The sequence below is a fragment of the Hymenobacter sp. PAMC 26628 genome (assembly GCF_001562275.1).
Lineage (GTDB): Bacteria > Bacteroidota > Bacteroidia > Cytophagales > Hymenobacteraceae > Hymenobacter.
Window position 1 is genome coordinate 3742935 of sequence record NZ_CP014304.1, and the last position, 26139, is coordinate 3769073.

Below are 26139 nucleotides of genomic sequence, written 5' to 3' on the forward strand. Positions count from 1 at the left end.
GGCCACGGCGGGGCGGCCGTTGGGGCCCCACCAAAAAACGTCAGGCCGCGGTACGGGCGCCAGGCCCGGCAGTCGGCAGCTGAGCAGAATAGAAGTAGTAGCTGGAGTGAGCAGCAGAAGTACCCGCGGGCGGGGCGGGTTTGTGAACCGCCTTGGCTACGGCAAAGCCACAACCAAAAGAAAGGCAAACAAAAGCCACCACCCGAAAAGCAAAATTATTTAATACCGTGTTCATAGAATAATATTTTACGATTTTATTTAAATTTTATCATTAATAAAATACAATATTATAAGATAAATACTTGCAACAAGTAGAATACAAATCCTCGTTTTCCAATGATTTGGACAAATAAAATCGATATTTAACCACTTAACTAATTTTAATTTAATTATAAATTATTCAATTGATCTAATACTATTATAATTACAATCTTTCCAATTATTAACTTCCTTTTTAATCAGCGCAACTTTAAGTTAGGGCCTCCATTAAAGAAGCGGGGACGCCGCCGGCGACAAAGCAACAGCATGGCAGTTTTAATGCCAGTTGGTTACCCTTACTCTTTTTTTAATCTCATGGATCTTCAACTCACCAACAAAACGGCCCTCGTGACGGGCTCTACGGCGGGCATCGGCTTGGCCATTGCCCAGCGGCTGGCGGCCGAGGGGGCCCACCTTGTACTCACCGGGCGCACCGAGGCGCGCTTGGCCGAAGCCAAAGCCGCCATTTTGCAGCGCACGCCGGCGGCGGCGGTGCGCGGCGTGGCCGTCGATTTTGGCGACGTGGCGCAGATTGACGCGCTGCTGAAGGCGGTGCCCGCGGTGGATATTTTGGTCAACAACGTGGGCATTTTTGAGCCCAAGCCCTTTGCTGACATCCCGGACGCCGATTGGCTGCGCTTCTTTGAAGTGAACGTGCTGAGCGGGGTGCGGCTGGCGCGCCAGTACTTTCCGCAGATGCTGGACCAGGGCTGGGGCCGCATCTTGTTCATTTCGAGCGAGTCGGGGCTGCAAATTCCGGCCGAAATGATTCATTGCGGCACCACCAAAACGGCCCAGCTGGCCGTGGCCCGCGGCCTGGCCGAGCTCACCAAGGGCACGGCCGTCACGGTCAATTCGCTGCTGCCGGGCCCCACTGCCTCCGAGGGCGTGGAGGAATTTCTGAAAAAGCTGGCCGGCGAAGGCAAAACCCGCGCAGAAGCCGAGCATGCGTTCTTCCGCGACGCGCGGCCCTCGTCGCTGCTCCAGCGCTTCATCACCGTCGAGGAAATTGCCGACACGGCGGCCTACCTCGTCAGCCCGCTGGCGGCGGCCACCAACGGGGCTGCGGTGCGCGCCGACGGCGGCGTGGTGCGCAGCATTTAAAGTTTGTGCCCGCTAAAAAAGGTCCGCCGCCCCAACCGTTGGTTGGGGCGGCGGACCTTTTTTAGCGGGGCCCTAGAGGGGCTTATTCGGCCGTTTCGGGCTCGCCGCCGAGCAGGGCCCAAGCTTCCGCATTGCCTTGCTGGCCGGCGAGGTGCAGGGCGGTGAGGCCGCGCGCGTCCTGCAAGTTGGCGTCGGCCCCGGCTTCGAGCAGGAGCTTGACCAGCTCGTTGCGGCCAAACATGGTGGCAAACATGAGGGCCGTGCCGCCGTTGCCATTGGTCAGGTTCAGGTCGGCGCCGCGGGCAATGAGCAGGCGGGCTATTTCGGCGTAGCCCTTAAAGCTGACGCCCATCAGGGCCGAGTTGCCGCTGGCGTCCTGCACGTTGGGGTTGGCGTGGTGGTCGAGTAGCGCGCGGGCCGCATCGATGTTGTTGTCGTAGGTAGCCAGGATGAGGGCCGAAAAACCTTTGCCGTCCTGGGCGTTGATGTCAACGGCGGGGTTTTGCAGCAACTGTTCAATTTGGTCCACTTTGCCTTTGCGAGCGGCGTCGAACAGCAAATCTTGGGGTTGGGCGGAGGAGGATTCCATTAAAAAGCGAGTTAAAGCCAGAAAAATTTGCCGCTTGATACGGAGCAAGGCAGCTTTGCGCTGGGTGGGCCGGGGGCCATAAGTAAGCCTTTCTGGGCGGCAAGGCTTTCTCGTTTGTAGCCAAACGGCGGCGCTGCTTAGGCCTGGGGGCCCTGCGGGATGGCCGATTCTTTGGGGTCCTTCGGTGTTACGGCGCCATTGGCGCTGCTGACCGGCGCGGTGGGCACAGGCTCGGCGGCCCCAGAGTCTTTCGGCTTAAAGCCCGCGTCCTTCAGCTTGCCCCACGAGAAGTTGCCCGTAATCAGGGCACTGGCCACGGCGAGGCCCGCGGCGGCCAGGGCCCCGGCCAGCAACGGGTTCAGCGTGGTGCGGGTGTAGTAGCTTTTCATCACGTGGCCGGGGTAGTCGCTGTGCGCGTGGCCGCCCAGGCCGGGCTGCTGCAGGCCCCCGGCGGGGTTGCCAGCGGGCTTGTCGCTTTTCTCCTGGCCCACAATGGCCTTGGCGCTAATCCAGTCCATCACGCCCGGGGCGTGCTTGTTGAAGGTGCTCATCACCTTGCCGCCGCCGCCCACGTAAATGTCGCGCATGGGGTGCACCGCGGCGTGCAGAATGGCGTTGGCCACTTCCTCGGGCGCGTACACGGGCGGGGGCAGCTGCAATTCGTGGTCGGTGTAGTTGCGCACGTTCTTGTTAAAGGGCGTGTCGATGCTGGCCGGCTTGATGAGCGTGACCGTAACCGGGGCCTGCTCGTGCTCCAGCTCGATGCGCAGCGCGTCGGTGAAGCCCTTCACGGCGTGCTTGCTGGCCGAGTACATGCCTTGCATGGGGATGGCCACGTCCGACACCACGCTGCCCAGGTTGATGAGGGCCCCGCCGTGCGCCTTGAGGTGCTTGAGGGCCTCCAGCGAGCCGTTGACGATGCCCCAGAAGTTGGTTTCGAACAAGCGGCGGTGGTCTTCGGCGTTGCCGTCTTCGATGCGGCCAAAAATGCCCACGCCGGCGTTGTTCACCCATGTATCGAAGCCGCCAAAGTGGCTGCGGGCGGCCTCGGCGATGCGGGCCACGTCGGCGGGCTTGGCTACGTCGGCGGCGACGGTGGCCACGTGGCCGCCGGCTTTTTCGAGCTGCTCGGCCACGGCGCGCAGGTCTTTTGCGGAGCGGGCGGCCAGCACGAGGCGGGCCCCGGCCCGGGCGGCGGCGCGGGCCGTGGCCAGGCCGATGCCGCTGGTGGCGCCGGTGATGACGATGATTTGCTGGTCGAGCGGTTTGGGTTGGTGGGACATGGGTAGGCGAGGAAATGAAAGGAAAACAGATTCTTTGTCACGCTGGCAACTCCTTTGCTTACGCGGCCGCGCCCTGGTTGGATATGCCGAGCTTACCGGGGCCCCGAGGCGCCGGGGGCCCGGGCAGCCGGCAAAAAGCCGGCAGGCCGCCCCTACCCTACCTTTGCCACTGTCTTTCCCACTCCGCTAAATGACCCCTGATTCTTCCGTAAAAACCCTGGCCTTGCTGGGCAGCACCGGCTCCATTGGCACGCAGGCGCTGGAAGTGGTGCGCCAGCAACCGGGCCGCTTCCGGGTGGCCGTACTAAGCGCCCAGCGGCAGTGGGAGCTGCTGGTGCAGCAGGCGCTGGAATTCCGCCCCGCGGCGGTGGTTATCGGCGACGAAAGCCTCCGGGGCCCCGTGCAAGCCGCCCTGGCCCAGCAGCCCGAAACCGAGGTGCTGGCCGGGCCGGCTGCCCTGGCCGAGGTGGTTACCCGCCCCGAAATCAACATTGTGCTCACGGCCCTGGTGGGCTACGCCGGGCTGCTGCCCACGGTGGCCGCCATCCGGGCCGGCAAGGACATTGCCTTGGCCAACAAGGAAACCTTGGTGGTGGCCGGCGAGCTGATTACCAGCCTGGTGCAGCAGCACGGCGTGCGCCTGCTGCCCGTTGATTCCGAGCATTCGGCCATCTTCCAGTGCTTGGTGGGCGAAGAGCTGAACCCCATCGAGAAGATTATCCTCACCGCTTCCGGGGGCCCCTTTCGCGGCCGTTCGGCCCGCGAAATGGAGGCCGTAACCAAGGCCCAGGCCCTCAAGCACCCCAACTGGGACATGGGCGCGAAAATCACCATCGACTCGGCCTCGCTCATGAACAAGGGCCTGGAAGTGATTGAGGCCAAGTGGCTGTTCGGGCTTGATAACGAGCAGATTGACGTGGTAGTACATCCCCAGAGCATCGTGCACTCGCTGGTGCAGTTCGCCGACGGCTCGCTGAAGGCCCAGCTGGGGCTGCCCGACATGAAGCTGCCCATCCAGTACGCCCTGGGCTACCCGCAGCGGCTGGCCAACGCGTTCCCGCGGTTCTCGTTTCTCGACCACCCCACGCTCACGTTTGAGGCCCCCGACCGGGCGGCGTTCCCGAACCTGGAGCTGGCCTTCGGGGCCATGCGCCGGGGCGGCAATGCCGCCTGTATCCTCAACGCAGCCAACGAGATAGCCGTGGCCGCATTTTTGCGGGAGGAGGTCGGCTTTCGCCAGATGTCCGACCTCGTGGCCGGGTGCCTGGCGCGGGTGTCGTACCTTGCCCGTCCTTCGCTGGACGATTTAATTCAGACCGACGCGGAAACACGGCGGGCGGCTACGGGCTTAATTAAAAATTGAGAATTAAAAATTAAAAATCAGTGTAGCTCTTTCGGCCACCCTCGTTTTTGGTCTTTGTTTCGATAATTTTTAATTCATAATTTTTAATTTTTAATTCCTGCTTCTTGGAAATTCTCGTTATGGCCGGCCAGCTGCTGCTGGGCCTGTCGCTGTTGGTGGGCTTGCACGAATTCGGCCACTTCGCCTTCGCCAAGCTGTTCAAGATTCGGGTCGATAAGTTCTACATCTTCTTCGACTTCCTGTTCCCGCTGCCGGCGGTGATGAACTTCGCCCTGGTCAAGAAAAAAATCGGCGAGACGGAGTACGGCATCGGCTGGTTCCCGCTGGGCGGCTACGTCCAAATCCACGGCATGATCGACGAAACCCAGGACGCCGACGCCCTGGCGGGGCCTCCGCAGCCCGACGAGTTCCGCTCGAAACCGGCCTGGCAGCGCCTGCTGGTGATGCTCGGCGGCATCATCATGAACGTGCTTACCGGCATCGTCATTTTCTCGGCCATCACCCTGCACTACGGCGAAAATTACCTGCCCGCCTCCGAGGCCCGCTACGGCATCCTGCCCAACGGCCTGGGCCGCAGCATGGGCTTCCGCACCGGCGATAAGATCGTGAAAATCAACGGCCGCCCCTTCGCCGAGTTCGACGAGGTGTACAAGCCCGATGTGCTGCTGGGCTCGCACTCCTACTTCACCGTGGAGCGCGGCAGCCAGTTGGTGGACGTGAACGTACCCGCCAATTTCATGGACCATTTCGCCCAGCAGCAGGACAGCCTGTTTGTGCGGCCCCGCGAGCCCTTCACGGTGGGCCGCGTGGTGGCTGGCAACCCGGCCGCCGAAGCGGGCCTCAAGCCCGGCGACCACATCGTGGCCATTGCGGGCAAGCCCATCCAGTTTTTCGACGAGCTGCAAGCCGCCTTGGTGGCCAACGCCGGCAAGAAAACGGCCCTCGCCGTGGAGCGCGACGGCCAGCCCCTGACCCTGACAGCGGCCGTGACGGCCGCGGGCAAGCTCGGCTTCGAGCCCAAACCCACCATGCACTTCGAGCAGCGCCAGTACAGTCTGGCTCAGGCCATTCCGGCGGGCACTAGCAAGGCCTTTGGCGTCATCGGCCTGCAAGGCCGCGCCATCGCCAAGATTTTCCGCGGCGAAGCCAAGGCCTCGGAGAGCCTCGGGGGCCCCGTGGAAATTGCCCAACAGTACGGCGGGCAGTGGGACTGGCAGCGCTTCTGGGGCCTCACCGGCGGCCTGAGCATGGTGCTGGCTTTCATGAACTTGCTGCCCATCCCGGCCCTCGACGGCGGCCACGTAGTATTCCTGCTCTACGAAATGATTGCCCGCCGCAAGCCGTCTGACAAGTTCCTCGGGGTGGCCCAGCAAATCGGCACGGTCCTGATTTTGATGCTGATGGCCTACGTCATAATTCTCAAGCCATTGCTCAAAGCGTTGCACTAAAAACGGCTTTATCGCCACTTTTCATCTCCGTTAGGCCGTCATGCTGAACGAAGTGAAGCATCTCTCCCGCCGAGCAAATAATTACTTGCGTGGAAGAGATACTTCACTTCGTTCAGCATGACGTTCTTTAGTTAAACCCTTCCTCCCATGCTCTCCTTCTTGCCGTTGCTCGATTTGGTTTTAACGTTGCTGGGGGCCCCCGCGCCCACCCGGCCGGCGTTGCACGCCTACCACGCCAGCATCACGGAGCTGCGCTACAACGCGGCCAAGCAGCAGCTGGAGCTGGCCACCAAGGTCTTCACCGACGACTTTGAGCGCGGCCTTTCGGAAGGACGCCCGGCCCACGTCGATTTGCAAACGGCGGGCCCCGCCGGGGCCCTCGTAGTGGCCGAGTACCTGCGCCGCACGCTGGTGCTGAAGACGCCCGCCGGGGCCCCACTGCCGCTGCAGTTCATCGGCATGCAGCCCGAAAAAGATTCGTACTGGCTCTACAGCAAAGTAGCTGTGGCTGGCAAAGTAACCGGCGTACAAGTGCGCAATTCCCTGTTGCTCGACGCCTTCGCCGACCAGATGAACATCGTAAACCTGGAAGCCAACGGCAAGAAAGTCAGCGCCCTGCTGCGCCAAGGCCACGAGCAGGAAACGCTGAGCTGGTAGCTCGCAACTTGGGTTTTGTAGTCCGCGGCACTCGCTTCGTCCTGTCGATTACCGCTTAGCGACCGGGCAGCGACGCGGACTACAAAGTCCGCGCTACATTCTACACCTCCGCAGTTCGGCGCTACTGGTCCAGCGCCTCGCGCAAAAAGCTGCAAAACGGAACCAGCTCTTGTAGCCGCGCCAGCACGTAACCGCGGAAATCCTGCTGGGCCAATGCTTCAGCGTCGGGAATTTCGTGGCTAACGGTGAAGCTTTTGTGCTTTAGGAATTCGATTTCGGGGTGGTTAGGGTCGTAGCCAGCGGGGGCTTTTTTGAGCCGGTCGCCGCCCAGGCCGGGGAAATACTGGCGGAACCCGGGGGCCCCCAGCACGACGCGCAGGCCGTCAGCGTTGTAGTCGATTTCCTGGCGGATAGCGGCCAGCTGCACCTTGTCGGGTTGGTAGAGGCCGGCGGCCACCAGCGTGCCGCCAGGGCCCACCTGCACGTAGTAGCCGGGCGCATCGATGTCTTTGCCAGCGCTGGCGGTGAAGTAGGCCGAAAAGTGCGTTTTGTAGGGGTCTTTGTTTTTCGAGAAGCGCACGTCGCGGTAGATGCGAAACACGCTGGTGCGGCCCAGGGGCCCCGCCAGCGCCGGGTCGAGGCGGTTCAGTTCCTGCCGCCAGAAGGCCGCATCTACTTCAAAATCAGCCCGGAGTCGGGTGTAGTCGGCCTTGCGCTCCTGGAACCAGGCGCGGTCGTTGTGCGCGGCCAGGCCGGCGAGGAAATCAAAAAGTGGGGAAAGCTGCATGGGCCTACCAACGAAAAACGGGGCCTCGCGGCCGATTAGCCGGGACCCCGCAAAATAGCAGCGGCCACCCGGCGTTATACCAACCAGGGGTAAGGCCGGACCTAAACCGCTGGCAACCACCTGAACGTCATGCTGAGCTTGCCAAAGCATCTCTGCCGCAGCAGTAAACCTAATTACTTACGCGGCAGAGATGCTTCGGCAAGCTCAGCATGACGCTCTACATTTTCACCACGCGACCCTACGCAGGGCCCCCGCGGTTGGCCCGGTTTTTCGTGCGTTCCCGTTCCTGCCGCTTTTTTTGTGCCCATGAAGATTCCCACCTTTTCCTTGCGCCTGCTTGTGCTGCCGCTTTTGCTGCTGGCCGGCGCCGCCCACGCTCAGCAACCCACCGACCTGTGGTACTTCGGCCAGCAGGCTGGCCTGAGCTTCGCCGACGGGGCCCCCAAGCCCTTGCTCGACGGCAAGATGGCTACCTACGAGGGCTGCGCCGTGGCCACCACCGGCAAGGGCGAGCTGCTGTTTTACACCAACGGCATCAGCGTCTGGAACCGCGAGCACAAGGTGATGCCCAACGGCCAGCACCTGCTGGGCGGCACCAGCGCCACGGGCCCCGGCAGCAGCACCCAATCGGCCCTTATTGTACCCGACCCGGGCTCGGGCAACTTGTTCTACGTCTTCACGGTAGCCCCGCAGGGCGGGCGCGACGGCCTGCGCTATTCGCTGCTGGACATGACCCGCGCCGACGGCCTCGGCGACCTGCCCCGCACCAACCTGCTGCTGGTGCAGCCCGTGGCCGAAAAATTGGCCGCCGTGCGCCACGCCAACGGCCGCGACACCTGGGTGCTGGCCCACCGCTGGAACTCCAGCGCCTTCGTGGCTTACCTCGTCACGGCCGACGGCGTGCAGGGCAACAAACCCGTGCTCAGCAGCGTGGGCAGCGTGAACGCGGGGCCCGGCCGCAACGCCATCGGGGCCCTGAAGTTCTCGCCCGACGGCCGCCACGTGGCGGCGGCGCTGTGGCGCGAAAACAACAAGTTTGAGGTGTACGACTTCGACCGCGCCACCGGCAAAGTCAGCAACGCCCGCAGCTACGGGCCCTACGCCGAAGCCTACGGCGTCGAGTTTTCGCCCGACGGCAGCAAGCTCTACGGCAGCTGCAACGGCACGGGCGGCGGCGAAACCCAGGTTTGGCAGTTCGACCTGGCCAAGAAAGGCGCCGCCACGCTGGTGGGCCGCTCGGCCAACCGCAAGATTGGGGCCCTGCAACGGGGCCCCGACGGCAAAATCTACGTGGCCCGCGAAGACAACCCCAGCCTCGGTGTCGTGCAAACGCCCAATGCTGCCGGTAAAGCTTGCCAGTACGTCGATGATGGCCTCAAGCTGGGCGGGCGCCGCAGTAAATTGGGGCTACCCAACTTCGTGGTGGTGCCCTAGCTCCGCAGCAACGGCACGCTTTTTTCTTAGGTGTACTTATCGTTCGCGCCTTTCGCTCTCGCTTTCTTCATGAACAAACCTTCCTTCTTCGCGTTGCTGCTGGCCCTGTCGGGGGCCTCGCTGGGGGCCCAAGCTCAGTTCTCGCTGCCCAAAATCGGCGGCCTCAAGCTGCCCACGCTGGGCAAAACCGCCCCGGCCACGGGCACCACCACCGTGCCCGCGGGCGTAAGCAGCACCGAGGCGGCCAGCGGCCTCAAGGAGGCCCTCATCCAGGGCATCAGCAAGGGCGCCGACCAGGCTTCCAAAACCGACGGCTTCAACCTCAACAGCCTGATTCGCATCCCGTTCCCGCCCGATGCGCAGCGCGTGGCCAATACGCTGCGCACTATTGGGCTGGGCAGCCAGGTCGATAAGTTCGAGCTGTCGCTGAACCGCGGGGCCGAGGACGCGGCCAAAAGCGCCAAGCCCATTTTCCTAAGCGCCATTAAAAGCCTGTCCTTCAGCGACGTGTGGGGCATCCTCACCGGCTCGAAGGACGCCGCTACGCAGTACCTTAAGCGCGCCACCACCACGCAGCTCACCACGGCCTTCAAGCCCATCGTGCAGCAGAGCCTTGATAAAGTGTCGGCCACTCAGTACTACACCACCCTCACCACGCGCTACAACCAGCTGCCGCTGGTGACGCCCGTGCAAACCGACCTTAACCAGTACGCCACCGGCAAGGCCATCGACGGGCTCTTCACGCTCATTGCCCAGCAGGAAGCCGACATCCGCGAAAATCCCGTGGCCCGCACCACCGCCTTGCTGAAAAAGGTGTTCGGCGGCTAAAAACTGCATTTAGGTTTTGAGGCCCCAGTAGGCCGTCATGCTCATCTGGCGTCCACGCAGTGAGGCATCTGTACCACGCAAGTAATCAAGGGTTACTGCCGCGGGAGAGATGCTTCACTGCGTGGACGCCAGATGAGCATGACGGCCTGTTTTATTGGGAAATATCCAGTTGCAACGACGAGTTAAACCGCATTAGCCGGTAAGTTTGCGGGGCCCCACCACTGCCCCCGCTCCTACTTTGCCCGCGCCCCGCCTTTCCGCTGCTGCTTTTGTTGAGGGCTTATCGGCCGGGCAGCGCGGCGTGCTGAGCCGGGCCATTACACTGGTGGAAAGCACGTTGCTCGTCGACCAGGCCCTGGGCCAGGAGGTGCTGCAAGCTGTGCTGCCGCAAACCGGGCGCAGCCTGCGCATCGGCATCACGGGCGTGCCGGGCGTAGGCAAAAGCACCTTTATTGAGGCTCTGGGCCGCCACGTGGTGGAAAACTTGGGGAAAAAGCTGGCCGTGCTGGCCATTGACCCCAGCAGCCAGCGCGGCGGCGGCAGCATTCTGGGCGATAAAACCCGGATGCCGTGGCTGGCGGCGCACCCGGCGGTGTTCGTGCGCCCCTCACCGGCCGGCACCAGCCTGGGGGGCGTCACGCGGGCCACCCGCGAGGCGCTGCTGCTGTGCGAGGCGGCGGGCCACGACGTCATTTTCGTCGAAACCGTGGGCGTGGGGCAGTCCGAAACCGCGGTGCACGGCCTGGTCGATTTCTTCCTGCTGCTGCTGCTGGCCGGGGCCGGCGACGAGCTCCAGGGCCTCAAGCGCGGCATCATGGAAATGGCCGACGCGCTCTGCATCACCAAAGCCGACCAAGCCAACGAGCAAGCCGCCCGCCGCGCCCGCGTCGATTACCAGAGCGCGCTGCACCTGTTTCCGCCCGCGCCCTCGGGCCAGGTGGTGCCGGTGCTGCTCACCTCCGCCGTTACCGGCACCGGCCTGCCCGAAACCTGGGCCACCATCGAAACCTACGCCGCCGCGGCCCAGGCCAGCGGCTACTTCGCGCAGCGCCGGGCCGAGCAGCAGCTCCAGTGGTTCGAGGACGCCGTGCAGCAGGCGCTAGCGGCGCAGTTTTACGGCCGGGCCGGGGTGCGGGGGGCCCTACCGGGCGTGCGCGCCGCCGTGGCGGCCGGGCGGCTCACACCCTGGGCGGCGGCGGAACGGCTGCTGGAGGCGGAGTAGCACGCCGCGGGACAACCGATGCAAGGCTTTCGGGGTTAGCATATAAGGCCGGGCAGGCCGTCCTGCAGCGCTGCGCGCTGCAGGACGGCCTGGGGCCCCAGAACCGTCCACTGCTCATTGTTAATTCTCAATCCCATGCCCGTTCGCCACTACCCGACCCTGCACAACTACGTGGAGGCCAACCGCCGCACCACGCCCGAGTACGACGATGTGGCCCTGGAGCTGCTAGAAGGGGCCCTGCCGCCCGACCTAGTGGGTACGCTGCTGCGCAACGGCAACGGCCACTTCGAGCAGCACGGCGTGCTGTACGACCACCTGTTTGACGGTGACGGGATGGTGGCGCGGTTCGTGTTCGACGGGCAAACGGTGCGCTACCGCAACCGCTACGTGCGCACCGACGAGTTTGTAGCCGAGGAGCAGGCCGGGCGGATGCTCTACCGCAGCTTTGGCACCAACCTGCCCGGCGGGCTGCGCACCAACTTCCTCAAAACCAAGTTCAAGAACACCGCCAACACCAGCCTGGTGCAGCACGGCGGCCAGCTGCTGGCCCTCTGGGAAGGGGGATTGCCCCACGCCCTCGACCCCGCCACGCTGGCCACCCGCGGCCGCTTCGACTACGGCGGGGTGCTACGCAACCCGTTCTCGTGGCTCGACCGGCGCATCACGCCCGAGCTGCCGTTTTCGGCCCACCCCAAGGTGCACCCCACCACCGGGGTGCTGCACAACTTCGGCACCGTGGCCGGCACCCAGCACCGGCTGGTGCTCTACGAGGTGAGCCCCACCGGCGAGGCCCGGCTGGCCCACGCGCTGCCCATGCCCGAAGCCACTTTCGCTCACGACTTCGTGCTGACCGAGAGCGGGCACCAGATTTTTTTTCTGACCCCGGTGGCTTTCGACGTGCTGCGGGCCTTCGCGGGGCTGACCTCGCCGGCGGCCTCCATTAAGGTGAACCCCGCCCAGCCGACGCAGATAATTGTGGTGGCCCCGGACGGCACCATCCACCGGCTGCACACCGAATTTGGCTTCGCGTTTCACTTCGTAAACGGCTTCCAGGACGCCGACGGCACGCTGGTGGCCGACGCGCTGCTGCTCGGCAACTACCCCGACTCGGCCAGCATCAAGGCGTATTTGAGCGGCCACCTGCCCGACGACCAGCCCCAGGCGCGCTTCGTGCGCTTCCGCCTCGACCTGGCCGCCGGCACCGTGGCCCGGCAGTCGCTGGCCGACTGCGAGGGCGAGCTGCCCGAAATCCACCCCGACCGCGTGGGCCGCCCCTACCGCTACGCCTGGACCATCGGCCGCCCGCCGGCCCACCCCCTGCCCCTGCTCGACCACCTGCTCAAGCTCGACGTGCAGACCGGGGAAGTGCGCCACACCTACGCCCCCGATACCCTGTGCAGCGAGCCCGTGGTGGTGCCCCGCCCCGGCAGCATTGCCGAAGACGACGGCTACCTTGTCTACTTGCGCTACTCCGCCCCCGACGACGCCACCGATTTAATCGTGGCCGATGCGGCCGATATGCGCCTGCTAGCGCGCCTGCGGCTGCCGCACCACATTCCGCTGGGCTTCCACGGGCTGTGGCTGAAGTAGGGGCCCGGCCGCGCCGCGCTACGACCGGGCCGCCAGTTTCTCGGCGTAGCGACTTTTGGTCAGAAAGGCCGGGTAGTCGCTAATATTCAGGATGTCGTGCACGGCCTGCTTCTTGTCGGCCAATTCCTCGTAGTAACTCTGGCAAATTTTGTAGCCCACGAAGTAGCCCAGGTCGGCGGGTTTGTCGGCGGTTTCTTGGTCGGCGTTGGCAATCCAGTTTTTCCAATTGTTGCCCCCCATTTCCTTGGTAAAGTCGGCCCAAATCTGTTTTTCGTGGGCCAGGCCGTAGACTTGCAGGCGGGCACCGGGGTTTTGAGCGGTAGTCAGCTCGGCTAGGAAATCGGCCATGCCCTCCAGGATGGCCCCGTGCAGCAGGCTGGGGTCATTGCTGGCCTTTTGGATGTAGTGAATCTGCTCGTGGGCCACCAAGCTAGGCAACCCGTCGAGGGGGGCAAAGTTGTTGCGCCCCCACAGGCTCAGCTCGGTGAGCGGAACGTCGGGGGTGCGGCACTGCTGGTCGGCCCCGATGAGCATGCCGTTGTCGGAAGCCGTTCCGCCCGAAGTCCAGCGCCCGATTACGAAGTAAACGTTCGGGAACCGAGCTTCGGGGTAGAGCTGCTTGAGTTTGGCGAAGCCTGCCCGAATCTGCGGGGTCATAGTGGCGATGCGCAGCGTATTGGGCCGGATGGCGCGGTAGAAGTTGGGCTTGGCCCGCTGGTTCGCCACGAACAGCTTGGCGGACTGAATTTTAATTTGCACGTAGTCCTGCAAGCCAACGCTACCCTTGTCAAAATATTCACGCTGGTAAATCTGCTCGGCGTGAGCCGTATCCTTGGCCGCTAGGTCGTAGGCACGCCAGAACAGATCGATGTCGCTGGTGACCAGCTGGGCATTCTGGGGGTCGGTTAGCCGGGCTTCCGCCTGCTCCATTCGACCTACGGTTTTGGCAAAGTCGGGCAGGGCGCGCAGGCTGGTGAGGTCCGTATCCTCGCGGGCCAGGCTGGCCCTGTGAAATCCCAGCCGCTCGGCCTGGGCCAGGGCTTGCAGCGCGGGTCCGGGCTGGCCGGCCAGGGCGCGGGCGCAGGCCAGGTTGTAGTAGGCACTGGCCTTGGTCGATTGATAGGGCTCGGCGGCGGCCTGCTGCTGAAAGAGCGCAGCCGCCTCGGCGTAGCGCTTGGCGTGTAGGGTGTGGCTGGCGCGCGCCCGCAGCGAGTCGAGCGGCACGGCGGTAGTTTGGGCGGCGGTGGCCTGGGCCAGCAGCGCCAGCAGTAGCGCGGGCAGTACCTTTTTACTCATTACCAATGCAGTTATAGGTCAGCATAATATTTTGCGGGTTAAGCTACTACCAACGTGCAGCCTTGCCAAATGCCGCCCTACCCTAGCCCCGCCGGGGCCGCAGCGTGAGGTAGTCGAGGTAATACAGCACCTTGACGGACACGTTGTTGTTGTGCGGCGTGTTGGCGGTGTTGGCCAGGTTGTCGAAGTAGAGCGGGGTGGCTTCGTTGCCGAGCAGGTACGACGAGGTGGCATCCTTCCAGACCAGGCTCACCTGCGAGCCGGGCGCGAACCACCAGACCAGGGCTGCGTCCACATTGAAGGCGCTGAAGCTGTTGTCGTGGTTGCGGCTGTACTCGGGCAGGTTTTCCTCGGTGCCGCCGGGGCGCAGGCGCGCGAAGGCCTGGTAGCGCACGGCGCTCACGTAGTGCCGCAGGCGGATGGTGAACGACAGCCGGTTGGTGAAGGTGTAGTTGGTGGTCAGCGTATTGGTGAACGTGGACACGCGGCGGCCACCCAGCAGCACGTCGGAGCCGAAGGCGGCCAACAGCGGCTGGTCGAGCGGGTTGCCAGCGTCCAGGCCGTCGTTCACGTAGCCAATCTGGTTCACCTTCAAGCCGTAATCAAACGTGTAGCGAAAGTTCAGCTGGTCGCTCACGCGGTAGCGCGGGCTGAGGGTGAGGCCGTAGCTGGCGCGGCGCGGCCGCGCCAGGCGCTCGTCGAGGGCGAAGAGGCGCACGCCGGCGTTCACGTCGTAGGCCAGCTTCTTGCGACCGTCCGACGACACGAACGCGCCCAGGTTGGCGCTGGTGGGCACTCGCACGTAGTAGGGCCCCAGCGGGGCGGTGCGCGGCTCGTAGTAGTCGTGCTTGGCCAGGTCGAGGTTGGCGTTGAAGCCTGTGGTAATGAAGCTCTTGGAGAAGGTGGTGTTGGCCCTGCCGTACACGCCGGCGTCCTGGTAGAGCGTGGGCCGGAACAGCAGCGACTGGTAGGCCCCCAGCGAGGTGTAGAGGTTGTTCACCTTCCAGAACGGCTGGTACTTGTTGTAGCTCACGGTGGCCGACTGCGAGATGTTGTTATTGCCGAACAGGATGCCCAAGTCGTTGGGGTTGTAGGTGTTCGACTCGATGCCGTGGTCGACGTTCCAGGTCCAGTTACCCGATATTTTGCCGTAGTTCAGGTAGTATTTGTAGCCACTGCGGTCGTCGATGGAGGCCTCCGAATTCAGGACTTGGCCGCGTCGCTGCGAGTAGTTCACCTGGCCCTTAAAGGCGTACTGGTTCGACTTATCCACGAAGCGGAACAGGCCGGCCGTCACGTTGGCGTCGTAGGCCTGGCCGGCGCGCGTCACGTTGGTGTTGATGAGCGAGACGTAGGAATTGTGGGGCAGGCTTTGGTCGAGCACCACGATGTTGTAGTTGGTGAGCGGCTGCGTGAGCACCTCGCGCCGCGCGCCGCCCACCGAGTCCTCCACCGTGGCGTAGCTGGCCGCCGACAGGGCATTGAACACGCCGATGCCCAGCCCTTTGCTGGTACGGCCCGATACTTTGGTGGCGTTGATGAGCCGCGTCACGCCCGGGTTTTGGTACACGAATTCGCCCTTTTGCAGCTGCCCGCCCACGTCGTTGAAACCGATGGGCTGGGCCCCCACGCGCCGCGAATAGAACAGCCCGCCCTTGTTGAACAGCTCGGTGCCCTCGGTGAAAAAGGCCCGGTTTTCCTGGTATTGCACCTCAAAGGGCGAGAGGTTGAGCACCTGGTTGTCGCTGATGACTTGGCCAAAGTCGGGCACCAGCGTGGCGTCGAGCGTGAAGCTCTCGTTGATGCCCCACTTCACGTCGGCCCCGCCGTTGAAGCTGGTGCTGTAGTTGCGCTTGCCCTGCTCGTTGTAGGGGTAGTGATTCACGTAGCTGCTCACGTAGGGCGTGAGGGAGAGGCGCAGCGGCGGGTGCAGGTTTTCAAGGCCCGTGAGCTCGCCCCACTGGTTCACGAAGCCGTCGACGGCGGGGTTGATTGGGTTCCAGGAAAGCTGCTGGTTGTCCTTTTTGCGCTGCCGGATGAAGTTGAGGCCCCAGGTTTGCACGGGGGCCTGGGCGAAGCGAATGGCCGAGTACGGAACGCGGATTTCGACGCTCCAGCCCTTGCCGCCGGGCAGCGGGGCCACGCGGCTTTCCCACACCGCGTTCCAGGCCACGTCCTCGCCGTTGGCGGGCGAGTAGCGGGTGTCGAACTGCACGCCGGTGCTCAGCACGATGAAGCCGTAGCCGTTGAGGTGGTCGCGGTAGGGGTCGAGGAAAATGCCGAAGAAATCGGTGTTGCCGATGTCGTCGCGCTGCGTCAGCTCGTGCCGGATGCTGTCAGCACTGGCTTCTACCATCTTGGCCCCCACGTACATAGCCGCGTCATCGTAGAGCACGCGTACCTCGGTGGGCTGGTGCTCGGGGCGGCCCGGGTGCGGCTGCTGCTCCACAAAATGGTCGGCCACCGGGGCCCCGGCCCAGGCCGCGTCGTCGAGCAGGCCATCGAGCTTGATGGGCGCCGCCGTGCGGTGGGCGGCCAGCTGCCGGCGCACTACCGGCGCGGGGGCCCCGGCCGGGCCTTTCTGGGCCACGGCCCGGGGGCCCGCGCTCAGCAAAAGGGCGCACGCCAGCAGGCGCGGCAGCCAGCGCAAAGCCAAAAAAGAACGCATGAAGATTGGGTGGGGAGAAGTTTCGTTAGGGCAGAGACGCCGGGAAATGCCGGCCGTTGTCTCAGAAACGGATTATCTTTTTGTGGCCCTAGGCCCCGCCCCGGGCAAGGCTCCGCCCGGCCACCGCCCAGGGCGGCCACGCGCGGCCGGACCGCATAAGGAAACCCAGAAGCGTTATTGCTTGCGGAAGAACACGTCGCCGCTCACCGACTCGATTTGCACCAGCGGGCCGCCGCTGCCCAGGGTGCCCTTCAGGGTGTAGCCCACCAGCGAGTGCTCGCGGCGGTTGCTGAAGGCCACGGCGGGGTCGGCGTACACCTCGCCCGTTACCGAGCGCAGGCTGAGGTCGGCGCCCTCGGCGGCGGGCCAGCGCACGTCCACGTTGCCGCTCACCGAGGCCACGTCGGTGGCCGCGCCGTTTTCGGTGGTCAGCTTCACATCGCCGCTCACCGTTTTCACGTTCACGGCGCGGGGGCCCCGGTGCGCCACGTTCGCGTCGCCGCTGATGGTGCGGGCCGTCACGGCACCGCTCAAGCCGGCAAATTGCAAGTTGCCGCTCACCGTTTTGGCCGTGATTTCGCCCGTCAAGTCCTGCAAGTCCAAGTCGCCCGTGATGGTGGCCAGGCGCAGGGCCGTGCCGGCGGGCAGCGTCACCTCGTAGTCGATTTGCAGGCAGTAGCGGTAGCCCTTGCCCGCGTTGCCGTCGTTGTTCCAGTTGTAGGTGCTGCCGCCGTTGCCGCTGCCGTTGCACTCGCCCGAGAACTGGAATTTGCGCAGCAGTGCCTCGTCCAGCGTTTCCACCACGCTCACCTCCGCGGCCGCCTGCTCCACCTTCAGGCTCACGGCGTCGTTGCGCTCGTTGTTGTTCACCACCACCGTGGCCTGCACCGATAGCCCCGCCCCGCCCGGCCGCACCCGGATGCGGTGGGCGTGCTTGAGGTCGAGGAACACGCCTTGCCCGCTGCCCAAAGCGGCCGTCTGGGTGATGATGCGCTGGGCCAGGGCCGGAGCCAGGCTGCTGAGCAGCAGGGCGGCAGCAAGTAGAAAGCGGTTCATGGGCGAAGGGTTTTAAGGGGGAGGTGATGGGAAAGGGACGAAGGAAAAAGGCGGTCATGCTGAGCGCAGCCGAAGCATCTCTACCGCTAACTATTCATTGATTACTGCCGCAGTAGAGATGCTTCGGCTGCGCTCAGCATGACCGCCTTTTTTGATAAATATTAGCTACTTCGCTTTGCGCACGAAGATGTCGCCGCTCACCGTTTTCAGGCTGAGGGTGGTGCCGCCGCCGTTGGTGCGGCCGTCGATGGTGCTGGTGCCGCCCACGTGGCGCAGGCCGCCGGGCCCGCCCAGGCTCAGGTCGAAATCGGTGTAGATTTCGCCCGACACCGAGCGCATGGAGAGCGTGGTTTTGGCGCTGGCGGGCAGGGTCACGTCCACGTCGCCGCTCACCGTCGACACGGCGCTGGGCTCGTCGGGCGTGGCGCTGAACACCACCTTGATGTCGCCGCTGATGGTGTTGGCCACCACGGGGCCCCCAATGTTCAGCAGCCGGATGTCGCCCGATTTCAGGCTTACCTCCACCCGGCCCGCGATGTCGCGCACCGTTAGGTCGTCGGAGCCGCCCCAGGCGGCCTGCGAAAACACCACGTCGGTGCGGCGGGGCAGGCGCACGGTGTAGTGGCCGTCGCTGCGCGAGGTGCGCGTCACGCGCAGGGTGTTGTCGCCGGCCGGCACCACGGCCAGGCCTAGGCGGGTGTTGTCCTCACCGCCGCCGCTGTACACCGAGCGCAGGCCGTTGGAAAGGGCCGGCGGTGGGGTGTAGCCGCCGCTGCCGCGCACCACCAGCTCGTCGCCGTCGTAGCCCTCCACCGTCACGTCGCTGCCGTGCATGTCGAGCACCACCTTGCGGTGCTGGGTACTGGCAAATTTGGCGTGGAACTCCTGGGCCCGCAGGCCGGCGGGGGCCCCCAGCAGCGCCAGCGCCAGCAGGAGCGGCGCGGCCAGCGCGGGGCCCCGGCGCGTGGCCTGGTGGGGCCCCGGGGCAATTATAGCGGCGGTATTCATCGCAAAGTCAATCATTTTCTTACGTATTTATCAATTGTTGTTTAGATAAGCTGCCCGATGCCGGCCTCGGCCTGCTGGCGCACGGCGCGCAGCACCTCCGGCTGCTGGCTGAGCTGTTCGAGCTGGGGCACGGCGCGCTTTTCACGCAGCGCCACGAGGGTTTCAATCAGGGTAATCTGCACGTTGGGGTCGGTTTGCAGGGGCAGGGCGGCCACCAGGGCGGGGCCCACGCGGGGGTCGGCCCGGAGGCGGTACAGGGCCTCGCAGGCAGCCAGCCGCACGTTGGGATTGGGGTCGGTGCTGAGGGTATTGATGAGCGCGGCCACGGCCGGGTCGCCGGGGGCCACCACCGCGGCCGGGGCCTCGGCTACCAGGCGGAGGCGGTCGGTGGCGGCGGCGGGCCGCTGCACGGCGGCCGCCAGCTGGGTGGCCAGGGCCGGCACCTGCGGCCCGGGGGCCATCGTTACTTGGGAGGCGGGCTGTCCGCCGCGCAACAGCAGGCCCAGCAGGGCTCCCACCGCCACCAGCGCCACGCTGGCCGCAATGCGCAGCCACTGCTGGGTGGCAGCGCGCTGCTCGGTGGCGGCAGGTTGCGGGGCGCTTGCCAACGGCTGCTCACCGCGCTGGGCCGTCAGGCCGGGGGCCGGGGTGGCGGCTGGAGCGGCAGCGGCCAAGGACGCCTTTTCCTCGGCCAGCATGGCCAAGAAATTATCGCGCAAGGCCAGTGGGGGCACTTCGGCGGGCAGGGCATCGAGGTCGGCAAACAGGGTGCGCAGCTCGGCTAGCTCGGCCTGGCAGGCGGGGCACCCGGGCAGGTGGGCGGCCAGGGCCTGGGCCCCGGCGGGCAGCGGCAAGCCGTCGGCCAGGTCGGGCAGCCAGGGCCGCAGGGCGGCGCACGCCGGGTTGGAAGAAGAATGGGGCTTAACAGGATTCATGTTAATGGATTATTATCTTATCTAGCAATTTATTAGCTCAGGTAAATGCGCCGCAGCGCGTCCAGGGCCCTATGGGCTTTTACGCGGGCGGCGCCGGCGGTACAGCCCAGCTGCTCGCCGATTTCGGCGTAGTCGAAGCCCTGGAAGCGGTGCAGCACCAGCACTTCGCGCTGGGGGGCGGGCAGCAGGGCCAGGGCTTCGTGCAGGGCCTGGTGCTCGTCGGCGGCGGCGCGCTGGGCGTGGGCGGCGCGGCCGTGGGCGGCGGTTTTTTCTACGTCGTCCAGGTCGGCGGTGGGGCGCTGGCGCTGGTAGTGGTCGGCCCACACGTGGCGGGCCATTTGGTACACCCAGGCCCGGAAGGGCTGCCCGGGCTGGTAGCTGGCGCGGTAGCGCAGCACCCGCACAAACACGTTCTGGGTCAGGTCCTGGGCCACGTCCCGGTCGCCGCTGGCCAGGCGGGCCAGGAACCCGAACAGGGGCCCCTGGTAGCGCTCAAACAACGCCGTGAGGCAGTCCAGCTCGTCGGCCCGCACGCGGGCCATCAGGGCTTCGTCGCTGGGGGGCGCATCAACTACGGCAACCGGCATACACGTGAAAGCAAACGGCGAAAAGAAAGGGTTTGGAAGGAGTACCGCCGGGCGGCCGGTTCGTTACGGGGCCCCGGAAAAATATTTTTATCGGCATAAGAGCAGTCACCGGCAAAGGCGGGTTTTTGGTCAATAAAAAGGGCCAGCTTCTTGGCTTGCAAGAAACTGGCCCGGGTGCTGGCAGTTGGCGATGCGGGGCGCTACCGCTCGTCGACGTTGATGCTAATGACGGATTTGGATTTGCCCGGCCCCGTGGCCGCGGGCAGAAACAGCCGGCGGTACTTCTCGAACTGCGCCGGCGTCAGGGCCCGGCCGTTCACGCGGCCGCCCTTGTCGTCGAGCTGGAACGAGAAGTTTTTCTCGGTGGCGCCAATCAGGCCGTCGCGGCGCAGCTCGTCGCGCACCTTATTGGACGACGTGGGGGCCGGCGGCGCGGGCGGGGCCTGCGGCGCGCGGGGGCCCCGGAAGGAACCAGCGTTGCCCCCCGTCGCAGCTTCTTCGCGCTGCAACATGGCCAGCTCACGCTGGGCGTCGCGAATTTGCATTTGCAGCTCGCGGCGGCGCTCCCGCACGTCGTCGGCCGGCGCCCCGGGCTGGTCCTGGGCTTCGCGGCGGCGCACCTGCATTTCGATGCGGCGCATATTTGCTTCAGCTTGGCGACCGTTTGCTTCGGCTTGGCGAGCGTTTGCTTCAGCGCGGCGCTTATTGGATTCGGCCTGCCGGGCGTTGCTCTCCGCCTGGTTGTTGTTGCGGCTGATGCGGCGGTTTTCCAATGATGCCAGCGCTTGCTCGGTGGCGCGGCGGTCGTCGTCGCTCAGGTTGGGGCTTTGCAACGACTGGCGCAGGCTGCGCCGGGCCGAGGCCACCGCGTCGCGCTCCATGGCGTCGGTGTCCAGGTCCACGTGTATGTCCGGTGTGATGAGGTTGAAGCCGTTGAGCTGCTTGTTTTGGAGGCGGAAGAGCTGCTTTTGCTCCTGGAACAGTTTGTCGCGCTGCTTGAACAGCTTCTCCTGCTCCTTGAACATTTTGGTTTGCTGCTCGAGGTTGGCTTCCGGCCCGAAGGTTTGCACCAGGGGCCCCATCGTCCAGCCGCGCATCTGGCCACGGACCCGCGACCCGGGCCCGCCGGGCACAAGGGCACCATCGCCCGTCATAGGCAGCTGAATCACTTCGACTTGGGTCTTTTTGCCCTTCTTGCTTTTCTTGCCGGGGCCCTGGGTTTCCACCGGCTGCCCGTCCACAATCAGCTGGGTGAGGCGGCCTTTCTTGTCTTTCTCAATGATAACGGTACTGCCGGGGCCCTGCTGCCCACTCCGCAACCGGCGGAGCCGCGGCGGCCGGGGCGCGTCGGGAGCTGCCGGCACTTCGGGCACCGGGGATACTTCGGGTGCGTCAGGAGCTTCGGGCACGTCGGCCACGGGCGGCACGGGCGGAACCGGGGGGAGGGCAGGCACGGCCGGGGCGGCGGGCGGCAGGGGCGAAAAAGGCACCTTCGCCAAGCGCTTAGCGGTGTCGGCGGGGCTGAACACCGATTGCCACACCACCGGAGCGGCGGGCCCCAGCTGGCGCAGGCGCTGGCTAGCCGGAGCCGGAGCGGCGGGTGCGGCCAGTGCCACGCCAGTGCCCAGCAGGCCCAGGCCACCCAGCAGCAGGGCCACGGCGGCCAGGCTCTCGCCGCGGGTAGGCCGGGCCGGGGGGCCCTGCACCAGCCGGCGCACCCGGCTCAGCAGCGAGCCGCGCCCGCCGGTGGCGGCCAGGGCCAGGCGCGGCACGGGGACCAGCACGGCGGTTTGGCTCCACTCGGCCAGGGCGGTGAGGGCCCGGGCCAGGCGCAGCGGGTCGCCGCCGACCAGCTCGGTGGCGAGATCGTCGCAGCAGTTTTCGCGCTCATCCCGCAGGCACTGGCCCAGGTACCACACGGCGGGGTGGTAGAAAAACACGGTTTCGGCCACGGTTTGCAGCAGGTTCACGAGGTAGTCGCGGCGCAGCACGTGGGCCAGCTCGTGGGCCAGTATGGCTTCGACGCAGGCCACCGGCAGGCCCGCCACCGCACCCAGCGGCAGCAGCACCAGGGGCCGCAAGTGCCCCACCACCAGGGGCGCGGCCACCAGGCCCGATTCCAGCAGGCCCACCGGGCGGCGCAGGCCGGCCCGCGCCACCAGGGCCCCCAGGCGTGCTTGCCAGGCGGCCGGCAGCGGCCGGGTGCGGTGGCGGCGCAGGCGCTGCACGTACAGCAGCCCGCCCAGCAGGCGCAGGCTCATCACCAGCAGGCCCAGGCCCCAGGCCAGCACCAGCCAGGGCAAGTTTTGGTCGAAGTGCTGGCGGGCCGTGGCCAGCCAGCTCGGGCGCGGCGCGGCAATGGCGGCCGTTTCAGAAAACGCAAAATTCGTAGCGACAGCAGCCGCGGGCGCGGCGGTAGTCTGGGCCAGCTCAACGGCGCCGTAAGTGGGCACAGCAAGCGTTTCCGGGGCCCCGTAGTAGTAGCCGAAGGTCCCCAACGATAGCAACACCAGGGCCCCCAGGGCCCCGGCCGCCACCCGGTAGCGCACGGCCGCCGCGCGGCGGCGCAGCACCAGCAGCGCCACCGCCACCACGGCCGCCGCCAGCGCGCCCTGCCAGAGCGAGTGCAGCAGCGTCCAACCCAGCGCCCGCAGCACGGCGGGCGACAACATTTGCTCAAGCGCGGTCATGGTCGTCGTCGGTAGTAGAGGTGGAGGAATTTTGGATCTCGATGTCGTTTAGCAGCCGGCGCAGCTGGGCCAGCTCGTCGGCCGAGGTTTGGCGGTTGCCCAGCGCCTGCATCACCAGCTTCAGGGCCGAACCGCCGAAGGTGGCCGCCACGAACTTGTCGAGCAGCAGGTTTTGGGTGTCCTGCTCGCGCACGGCGGCCCGGTACACGTGGCTGCGGCCCTCGTCGTCGCGCCGCACCAGGCCCTTGTCAAGCATTAGCTGGAGCAGCTTCAGGGTGGTGGTATAGCCAACCTCAGCCTGCCGGCGCTGGCCCAGCTCGTCGTTCACGGCGCGTACCGTGGCGGGCCCGTGCTGCCAGAGCACGTGCAATATTTCCAGTTCGGAATCAGTAGGTTTGGGTGGGGCTTTGCTCATACGGATAAAGCTAAGCACTACGAATCATTTCGTAGAACGACGCAAATATGCTACGAACTGATTCGTAGTTACAAGCGCATTATACGAATTATTTCGTATAATGCGCTTTACCCTCGCTAATCGCCTGCTAATTAAGCAAATATTTTTCTATAAATATTGCTTATTCCCGCTTTTTATCCAAGCTAGCGCTTCCGCTTCAGTGTCACGCGGGCCCGGTGGCAAATGCCGCCCAGCGGCGGGTTGAACTTGCTGACGCTGATTTTCACCTGCTGCACGTGGGGCAGCTCGGCCATCACGCGGTCGAGCACCCGGTGGGCCACGTGCTCAAGCAGTCGGGCGGGGGCCCGCATTTCCTCGGCAATCAGGCGGTACAGCACCTCGTAGTTCACGGTATTATCGAGCTTGTCCGACGCGCCCGCGGCCAGCAAATCGGTGCGGATGTACAAATCCACACCGTACTTGTTGCCAATGCGCTGTTCCTCGTCGTAGTAGCCGTGGAAGGCAAAGAACTCCATCCCTTCAAGTGCAATTTGGCCCACGGTTTTCAGGTTAATGGTTAGGTAAAAAAATTAACATCCAGGGCCCCCGGCCTATAGCGCGGACTTTGTAGTCCGCGGCCCTCGCTTCGTCCTGCCGGTAATCGCTGAACAAACCAGGCAACGCGCGGACTCGCAGAGTCCACGCTACGAACCGTTCAGCGACCGTTCAGAGCCGCGGACTACAAAGTCCACGCTACAGCGCGCTAGTGCTTTGCCTCCGCAAAAGTGGCACAAAAAAAGCCCGCGCTTGGCGCGGGCTTTTTAAAGACAGGAATCGGTCACAAAATCCGACCAATCCGGCTAATCCGATAAATCCGTGGTTTAGATTTCGTCAAAAAACGACTTCTCGGCGGCCACGGCGCCCATCGGCTGGCCGGGATGCGTCACGGGCGAGGGCTGGCCGATTTCAGGCCGGCTGGGGCCCACGGGCACGATGTCGGGCGCGGCGGGCTCCACGTAGGGCGGGGCCGGCTCGGGCACTTGCGACGGGGCGGGCTGCTCGATGTTGGGCGCGGGCGAAATGCCGGGGTTTTCGGCCGGGGCGTTGGGGCGCTCAATGTCGGGGCCCGGGGCTTGACCTGGGTCGGGCTGCTGGCCGGGCTTGGGGTTGTAATCGGCCGGCGCGGACACCAGGGCGGGGCCCCGATCAGGGCGGTCGACGAACGCCGACGGGCTGGGCGCAGTAGCGGCCGGTGCGGTGAGTACGGGAGCGGAAGCGGTGAACATGGCGGGAGGGGTTTCGGGGGCGGCCGGTTCGGTGGGCCGCTCCACCTTTACGCTGGCCGCGCGCGAAAGGATGGCCGCCGCACCGCCTTTGGGCCGCTGGCCGGCTTTGTCGGCCTGGGCAGCGGCGTCGGCGGCCAGGCGCTGCAAGTCGCGCACCAGGCCGTCGAGCTGCTGCTCCAGCTGCTGGCACTCCTGGCCGAGGCCGCTGGCCTGGCGCTGCATGTCGGCCACGGTTTTTTCGGCTGTTTGGTAGGCCTCGTCCACGATGGCGCGGGCGCGCTGGCGGGCCTCGGCCAGGGCGTGCTCGGCCTGGAGCTGGGCCTCGCGCCGGTGCAGGGCAGCCTCGCGCTGGGCCTGCTCGGTGATGCTGTGGCCGGTGTCCTCGGCCGTTTTCAGGGTGCGGTAGAGGCTGCTTTCCACTTCGCGCATCTTCTGCACGTCCAGTTGGGCGTGCTCCAGCTTGAGGCGCAGCTCGCGGTTTTCGTCGCCCAGCCGCTCCCACTGCTGCGACACGGTGGTGAGGAAGGCCTGCACCTCGTCGCGGTCCACGCCCCGGAAGGACTTTTCAAACGTTTTCTGCCGGATGTCGAGGGCGGTGAGTTTCATCTTAGTTGTCAGTTATTAGTTGCTCGTTGTCAGGTATTGGACGCCTGCCCGTCATCAGTCCAAACTAACAACGGACAACTACCAACCGACAACTAAGTGCCCACCTGCCACACGGCCAGGCTGCGGTCGTCGCTGCACGAAACTAGCCGGTTTTCGGTACCCGGCCAAACCAGGCGGTTCACCGACGTGCCGTGGCCAGCCGCCCGGGCCCGGTCGAGCACGCGCAGCAGCGTACGGTCGGCGGCGTCCCAGATTTTAATGCTTTTGTCGAGGCTGCAGGAGGCCAGGTAGCGCCCGTCGGGGCTGAAGGCCAGGTGGTTGATGGTGTACATGTGGGCCCCCACGGTTTGGGCCAGCGCGTAGCCAGTGGCCACGTCCCAGGCCCGGATCTGGGCGTCGCGCCCGGCCGTGAGCAGCGTCCCGCCGTCGGGCGAATAGGCGACCGAGAACACCGAGTTGGTGCTCTCGCCCAGCTCGTATTTTAGGGCCAGCGAGTCGAGGTCGAGGATGCGGGTGAGGGCGTCGGAGCTGCCCACGGCCAGCTCGGCGCGGCCCTCGTGCAGGGCCAGGCAGCGCAGGCTTTTGCCCTGGGCCACGCGCAGCAGCTTTTCGAGGCGCAGGTCGGGCAGCGTGAGCACGGCCAGCGTGCCATCGGCCAGGCCCGCGTACAGGCGCTGGCGGCTTTCCGACGCCACAATTTCGAAGATGGCCACCGGCGGCAGGGCGGCGGCGTGCACCAGCGTTTTCTGCGCCAAGTCGATGGCCTGGAGGCCCTGGAAGTTGTGGCCCAGCACCAGCCAGTTCAGCGCCGGCAGGTGGCGCAGGGCGTACACCGAATTCTCGACGCGGGCCAGCACCTCGCCGTCGCGGGCGGGGTCGGCGGCGTCCCAGCCCACCACCAGTCCGTCGGCCCCCGACGAGTACACGGCGCTGCCGGGGCCCCCGGTCAGCGCGTACACCGCGTCGCGGTGGCCGGTGAGGGCGGCAATTTTGTGGACTTCCGGGCGAACCATGCCGCGAAGGTACGGCCCGCCCCTACCTTCGCGGCCT

Annotated in this window: 23 protein-coding genes; 8 read left to right on the forward strand and 15 right to left on the reverse strand. The window is 65.3% G+C overall.

Going from position 1 to position 26139, the window contains the following annotated elements; translation table 11 throughout:
- Positions 1-40: 40 nt before the first annotated feature.
- Positions 41-235 (reverse strand): hypothetical protein, encoded by a 195-nt coding sequence (locus AXW84_RS25115; RefSeq protein ID WP_157887076.1) that lies wholly within the window; start codon positions 233-235, stop codon positions 41-43.
- 338 nt (positions 236-573) lie between these two features.
- Here AXW84_RS25115 and AXW84_RS16275 point away from each other — a divergent pair, with 338 nt between their 5' ends.
- Entirely contained in the window at positions 574-1362 is a 789-nt protein-coding gene (locus AXW84_RS16275; protein WP_068235515.1) for an SDR family NAD(P)-dependent oxidoreductase, read from the forward strand.
- An 82-nt stretch (positions 1363-1444) separates the two neighbouring features.
- Here the strand turns inward: AXW84_RS16275 and AXW84_RS16280 are convergent, their stop codons facing one another.
- Together AXW84_RS16280 and AXW84_RS16285 are read right to left on the reverse strand one after the other, a co-directional pair.
- Complete coding sequence (locus AXW84_RS16280; protein WP_068235517.1) at positions 1445-1951, reverse strand: ankyrin repeat domain-containing protein; 507 nt, start codon at positions 1949-1951, stop codon at positions 1445-1447.
- A 137-nt stretch (positions 1952-2088) separates the two neighbouring features.
- On the reverse strand, positions 2089-3234 hold the full coding sequence (locus tag AXW84_RS16285) for an SDR family oxidoreductase (protein ID WP_071891444.1): 1146 nt from the start codon (positions 3232-3234) through the stop codon (positions 2089-2091).
- A gap of 190 nt (positions 3235-3424) precedes the next feature.
- Between AXW84_RS16285 and AXW84_RS16290 the strand changes: the two genes are divergently transcribed.
- The 3 genes from AXW84_RS16290 (at position 3425) to AXW84_RS16300 (ending at position 6702) form a co-directional block, all read left to right on the forward strand.
- On the forward strand, positions 3425-4597 hold the full coding sequence (locus tag AXW84_RS16290; RefSeq protein WP_068235521.1) for a 1-deoxy-D-xylulose-5-phosphate reductoisomerase: 1173 nt from the start codon (positions 3425-3427) through the stop codon (positions 4595-4597).
- Between the two features lie 104 nt (positions 4598-4701).
- A complete protein-coding gene (gene rseP, locus AXW84_RS16295) occupies positions 4702-6045 on the forward strand; it encodes an RIP metalloprotease RseP (RefSeq protein ID WP_068235524.1) in 1344 nt (447 codons plus the stop codon).
- 147 nt (positions 6046-6192) lie between these two features.
- Positions 6193-6702: a DUF6702 family protein gene (locus AXW84_RS16300; RefSeq protein ID WP_068235528.1), complete on the forward strand. Its 510-nt coding sequence runs from the start codon at positions 6193-6195 to the stop codon at positions 6700-6702.
- Between the two features lie 121 nt (positions 6703-6823).
- On the opposite strand, the gene AXW84_RS16305 is transcribed toward AXW84_RS16300, so the two are convergent.
- A complete protein-coding gene (locus AXW84_RS16305) occupies positions 6824-7489 on the reverse strand; it encodes a DUF2461 domain-containing protein (protein ID WP_068235531.1) in 666 nt (221 codons plus the stop codon).
- 306 nt (positions 7490-7795) lie between these two features.
- Between AXW84_RS16305 and AXW84_RS16310 the strand changes: the two genes are divergently transcribed.
- The 4 genes from AXW84_RS16310 (at position 7796) to AXW84_RS16325 (ending at position 12563) form a co-directional block, all read left to right on the forward strand.
- Entirely contained in the window at positions 7796-8923 is a 1128-nt protein-coding gene (locus AXW84_RS16310; RefSeq protein WP_068235534.1) for a hypothetical protein, read from the forward strand.
- A gap of 69 nt (positions 8924-8992) precedes the next feature.
- Positions 8993-9751: a DUF4197 domain-containing protein gene (locus tag AXW84_RS16315; RefSeq protein WP_068235537.1), complete on the forward strand. Its 759-nt coding sequence runs from the start codon at positions 8993-8995 to the stop codon at positions 9749-9751.
- Positions 9752-9989: 238 nt separating this feature from the next.
- Positions 9990-10973, forward strand: coding sequence for a methylmalonyl Co-A mutase-associated GTPase MeaB (meaB, locus tag AXW84_RS16320; RefSeq protein WP_068235540.1), 984 nt, complete (start codon positions 9990-9992; stop codon positions 10971-10973).
- 135 nt (positions 10974-11108) lie between these two features.
- Positions 11109-12563: a carotenoid oxygenase family protein gene (locus AXW84_RS16325; RefSeq protein WP_068235544.1), complete on the forward strand. Its 1455-nt coding sequence runs from the start codon at positions 11109-11111 to the stop codon at positions 12561-12563.
- Positions 12564-12581: 18 nt separating this feature from the next.
- Here the strand turns inward: AXW84_RS16325 and AXW84_RS16330 are convergent, their stop codons facing one another.
- The 11 genes from AXW84_RS16330 to AXW84_RS16380 all read right to left on the reverse strand — a co-directional run bounded on the left by AXW84_RS16330 (position 12582) and on the right by AXW84_RS16380 (position 26102).
- Complete coding sequence (locus AXW84_RS16330) at positions 12582-13859, reverse strand: gliding motility protein GldB-related protein (protein ID WP_068235547.1); 1278 nt, start codon at positions 13857-13859, stop codon at positions 12582-12584.
- An 82-nt stretch (positions 13860-13941) separates the two neighbouring features.
- Entirely contained in the window at positions 13942-16527 is a 2586-nt protein-coding gene (locus tag AXW84_RS16335) for a DUF5916 domain-containing protein (protein WP_157887077.1), read from the reverse strand.
- A gap of 174 nt (positions 16528-16701) precedes the next feature.
- A complete protein-coding gene (locus tag AXW84_RS16340; protein ID WP_068235552.1) occupies positions 16702-17583 on the reverse strand; it encodes a DUF4097 family beta strand repeat-containing protein in 882 nt (293 codons plus the stop codon).
- A gap of 165 nt (positions 17584-17748) precedes the next feature.
- Positions 17749-18591, reverse strand: coding sequence for a DUF4097 family beta strand repeat-containing protein (locus tag AXW84_RS16345; RefSeq protein ID WP_157887078.1), 843 nt, complete (start codon positions 18589-18591; stop codon positions 17749-17751).
- A gap of 41 nt (positions 18592-18632) precedes the next feature.
- Positions 18633-19526, reverse strand: a complete 894-nt coding sequence (locus AXW84_RS16350) for a HEAT repeat domain-containing protein (protein ID WP_068235558.1) — start codon at positions 19524-19526, stop codon at positions 18633-18635.
- A gap of 32 nt (positions 19527-19558) precedes the next feature.
- Entirely contained in the window at positions 19559-20113 is a 555-nt protein-coding gene (locus AXW84_RS16355) for an RNA polymerase sigma factor (protein WP_068235561.1), read from the reverse strand.
- Positions 20114-20313: 200 nt separating this feature from the next.
- Positions 20314-22803: a M56 family metallopeptidase gene (locus tag AXW84_RS16360; RefSeq protein ID WP_068235564.1), complete on the reverse strand. Its 2490-nt coding sequence runs from the start codon at positions 22801-22803 to the stop codon at positions 20314-20316.
- Positions 22790-23218, reverse strand: coding sequence for a BlaI/MecI/CopY family transcriptional regulator (locus tag AXW84_RS16365; protein ID WP_068235567.1), 429 nt, complete (start codon positions 23216-23218; stop codon positions 22790-22792). The genes AXW84_RS16360 and AXW84_RS16365 overlap by 14 nt, the downstream gene beginning before the upstream one ends.
- Positions 23219-23400: 182 nt before the next feature.
- Positions 23401-23757, reverse strand: coding sequence for a dihydroneopterin aldolase (folB, locus tag AXW84_RS16370; protein WP_068235571.1), 357 nt, complete (start codon positions 23755-23757; stop codon positions 23401-23403).
- 321 nt (positions 23758-24078) lie between these two features.
- A complete protein-coding gene (locus AXW84_RS16375; protein WP_068235574.1) occupies positions 24079-25089 on the reverse strand; it encodes a DivIVA domain-containing protein in 1011 nt (336 codons plus the stop codon).
- A gap of 92 nt (positions 25090-25181) precedes the next feature.
- Positions 25182-26102, reverse strand: coding sequence for a WD40 repeat domain-containing protein (locus AXW84_RS16380; protein WP_068235577.1), 921 nt, complete (start codon positions 26100-26102; stop codon positions 25182-25184).
- Positions 26103-26139: the final 37 nt, after the last annotated feature.

What these genes read in the sequence shown, in the direction of transcription:
- AXW84_RS25115 (WP_157887076.1), bottom strand. Translation starts at nt 235, where the DNA reads ATGAACACGGTATTAAATAATTTTGCTTTTCGGGTGGTGGCTTTTGTT.
- AXW84_RS16290 (WP_068235521.1), top strand. Translation starts at nt 3,425, where the DNA reads ATGACCCCTGATTCTTCCGTAAAAACCCTGGCCTTGCTGGGCAGCACC.
- AXW84_RS16375 (WP_068235574.1), bottom strand. Translation starts at nt 25,089, where the DNA reads ATGAAACTCACCGCCCTCGACATCCGGCAGAAAACGTTTGAAAAGTCC.
- AXW84_RS16275 (WP_068235515.1), top strand. Translation starts at nt 574, where the DNA reads ATGGATCTTCAACTCACCAACAAAACGGCCCTCGTGACGGGCTCTACG.
- AXW84_RS16355 (WP_068235561.1), bottom strand. Translation starts at nt 20,113, where the DNA reads ATGCCGGTTGCCGTAGTTGATGCGCCCCCCAGCGACGAAGCCCTGATG.
- AXW84_RS16310 (WP_068235534.1), top strand. Translation starts at nt 7,796, where the DNA reads ATGAAGATTCCCACCTTTTCCTTGCGCCTGCTTGTGCTGCCGCTTTTG.
- AXW84_RS16300 (WP_068235528.1), top strand. Translation starts at nt 6,193, where the DNA reads ATGCTCTCCTTCTTGCCGTTGCTCGATTTGGTTTTAACGTTGCTGGGG.
- AXW84_RS16325 (WP_068235544.1), top strand. Translation starts at nt 11,109, where the DNA reads ATGCCCGTTCGCCACTACCCGACCCTGCACAACTACGTGGAGGCCAAC.
- AXW84_RS16350 (WP_068235558.1), bottom strand. Translation starts at nt 19,526, where the DNA reads ATGAATCCTGTTAAGCCCCATTCTTCTTCCAACCCGGCGTGCGCCGCC.
- AXW84_RS16280 (WP_068235517.1), bottom strand. Translation starts at nt 1,951, where the DNA reads ATGGAATCCTCCTCCGCCCAACCCCAAGATTTGCTGTTCGACGCCGCT.
- AXW84_RS16315 (WP_068235537.1), top strand. Translation starts at nt 8,993, where the DNA reads ATGAACAAACCTTCCTTCTTCGCGTTGCTGCTGGCCCTGTCGGGGGCC.
- AXW84_RS16305 (WP_068235531.1), bottom strand. Translation starts at nt 7,489, where the DNA reads ATGCAGCTTTCCCCACTTTTTGATTTCCTCGCCGGCCTGGCCGCGCAC.
- AXW84_RS16345 (WP_157887078.1), bottom strand. Translation starts at nt 18,591, where the DNA reads ATGAATACCGCCGCTATAATTGCCCCGGGGCCCCACCAGGCCACGCGC.
- AXW84_RS16330 (WP_068235547.1), bottom strand. Translation starts at nt 13,859, where the DNA reads ATGAGTAAAAAGGTACTGCCCGCGCTACTGCTGGCGCTGCTGGCCCAG.
- AXW84_RS16285 (WP_071891444.1), bottom strand. Translation starts at nt 3,234, where the DNA reads ATGTCCCACCAACCCAAACCGCTCGACCAGCAAATCATCGTCATCACC.
- AXW84_RS16360 (WP_068235564.1), bottom strand. Translation starts at nt 22,803, where the DNA reads ATGACCGCGCTTGAGCAAATGTTGTCGCCCGCCGTGCTGCGGGCGCTG.
- AXW84_RS16335 (WP_157887077.1), bottom strand. Translation starts at nt 16,527, where the DNA reads ATGCGTTCTTTTTTGGCTTTGCGCTGGCTGCCGCGCCTGCTGGCGTGC.
- AXW84_RS16340 (WP_068235552.1), bottom strand. Translation starts at nt 17,583, where the DNA reads ATGAACCGCTTTCTACTTGCTGCCGCCCTGCTGCTCAGCAGCCTGGCT.
- AXW84_RS16380 (WP_068235577.1), bottom strand. Translation starts at nt 26,102, where the DNA reads ATGGTTCGCCCGGAAGTCCACAAAATTGCCGCCCTCACCGGCCACCGC.
- AXW84_RS16365 (WP_068235567.1), bottom strand. Translation starts at nt 23,218, where the DNA reads ATGAGCAAAGCCCCACCCAAACCTACTGATTCCGAACTGGAAATATTG.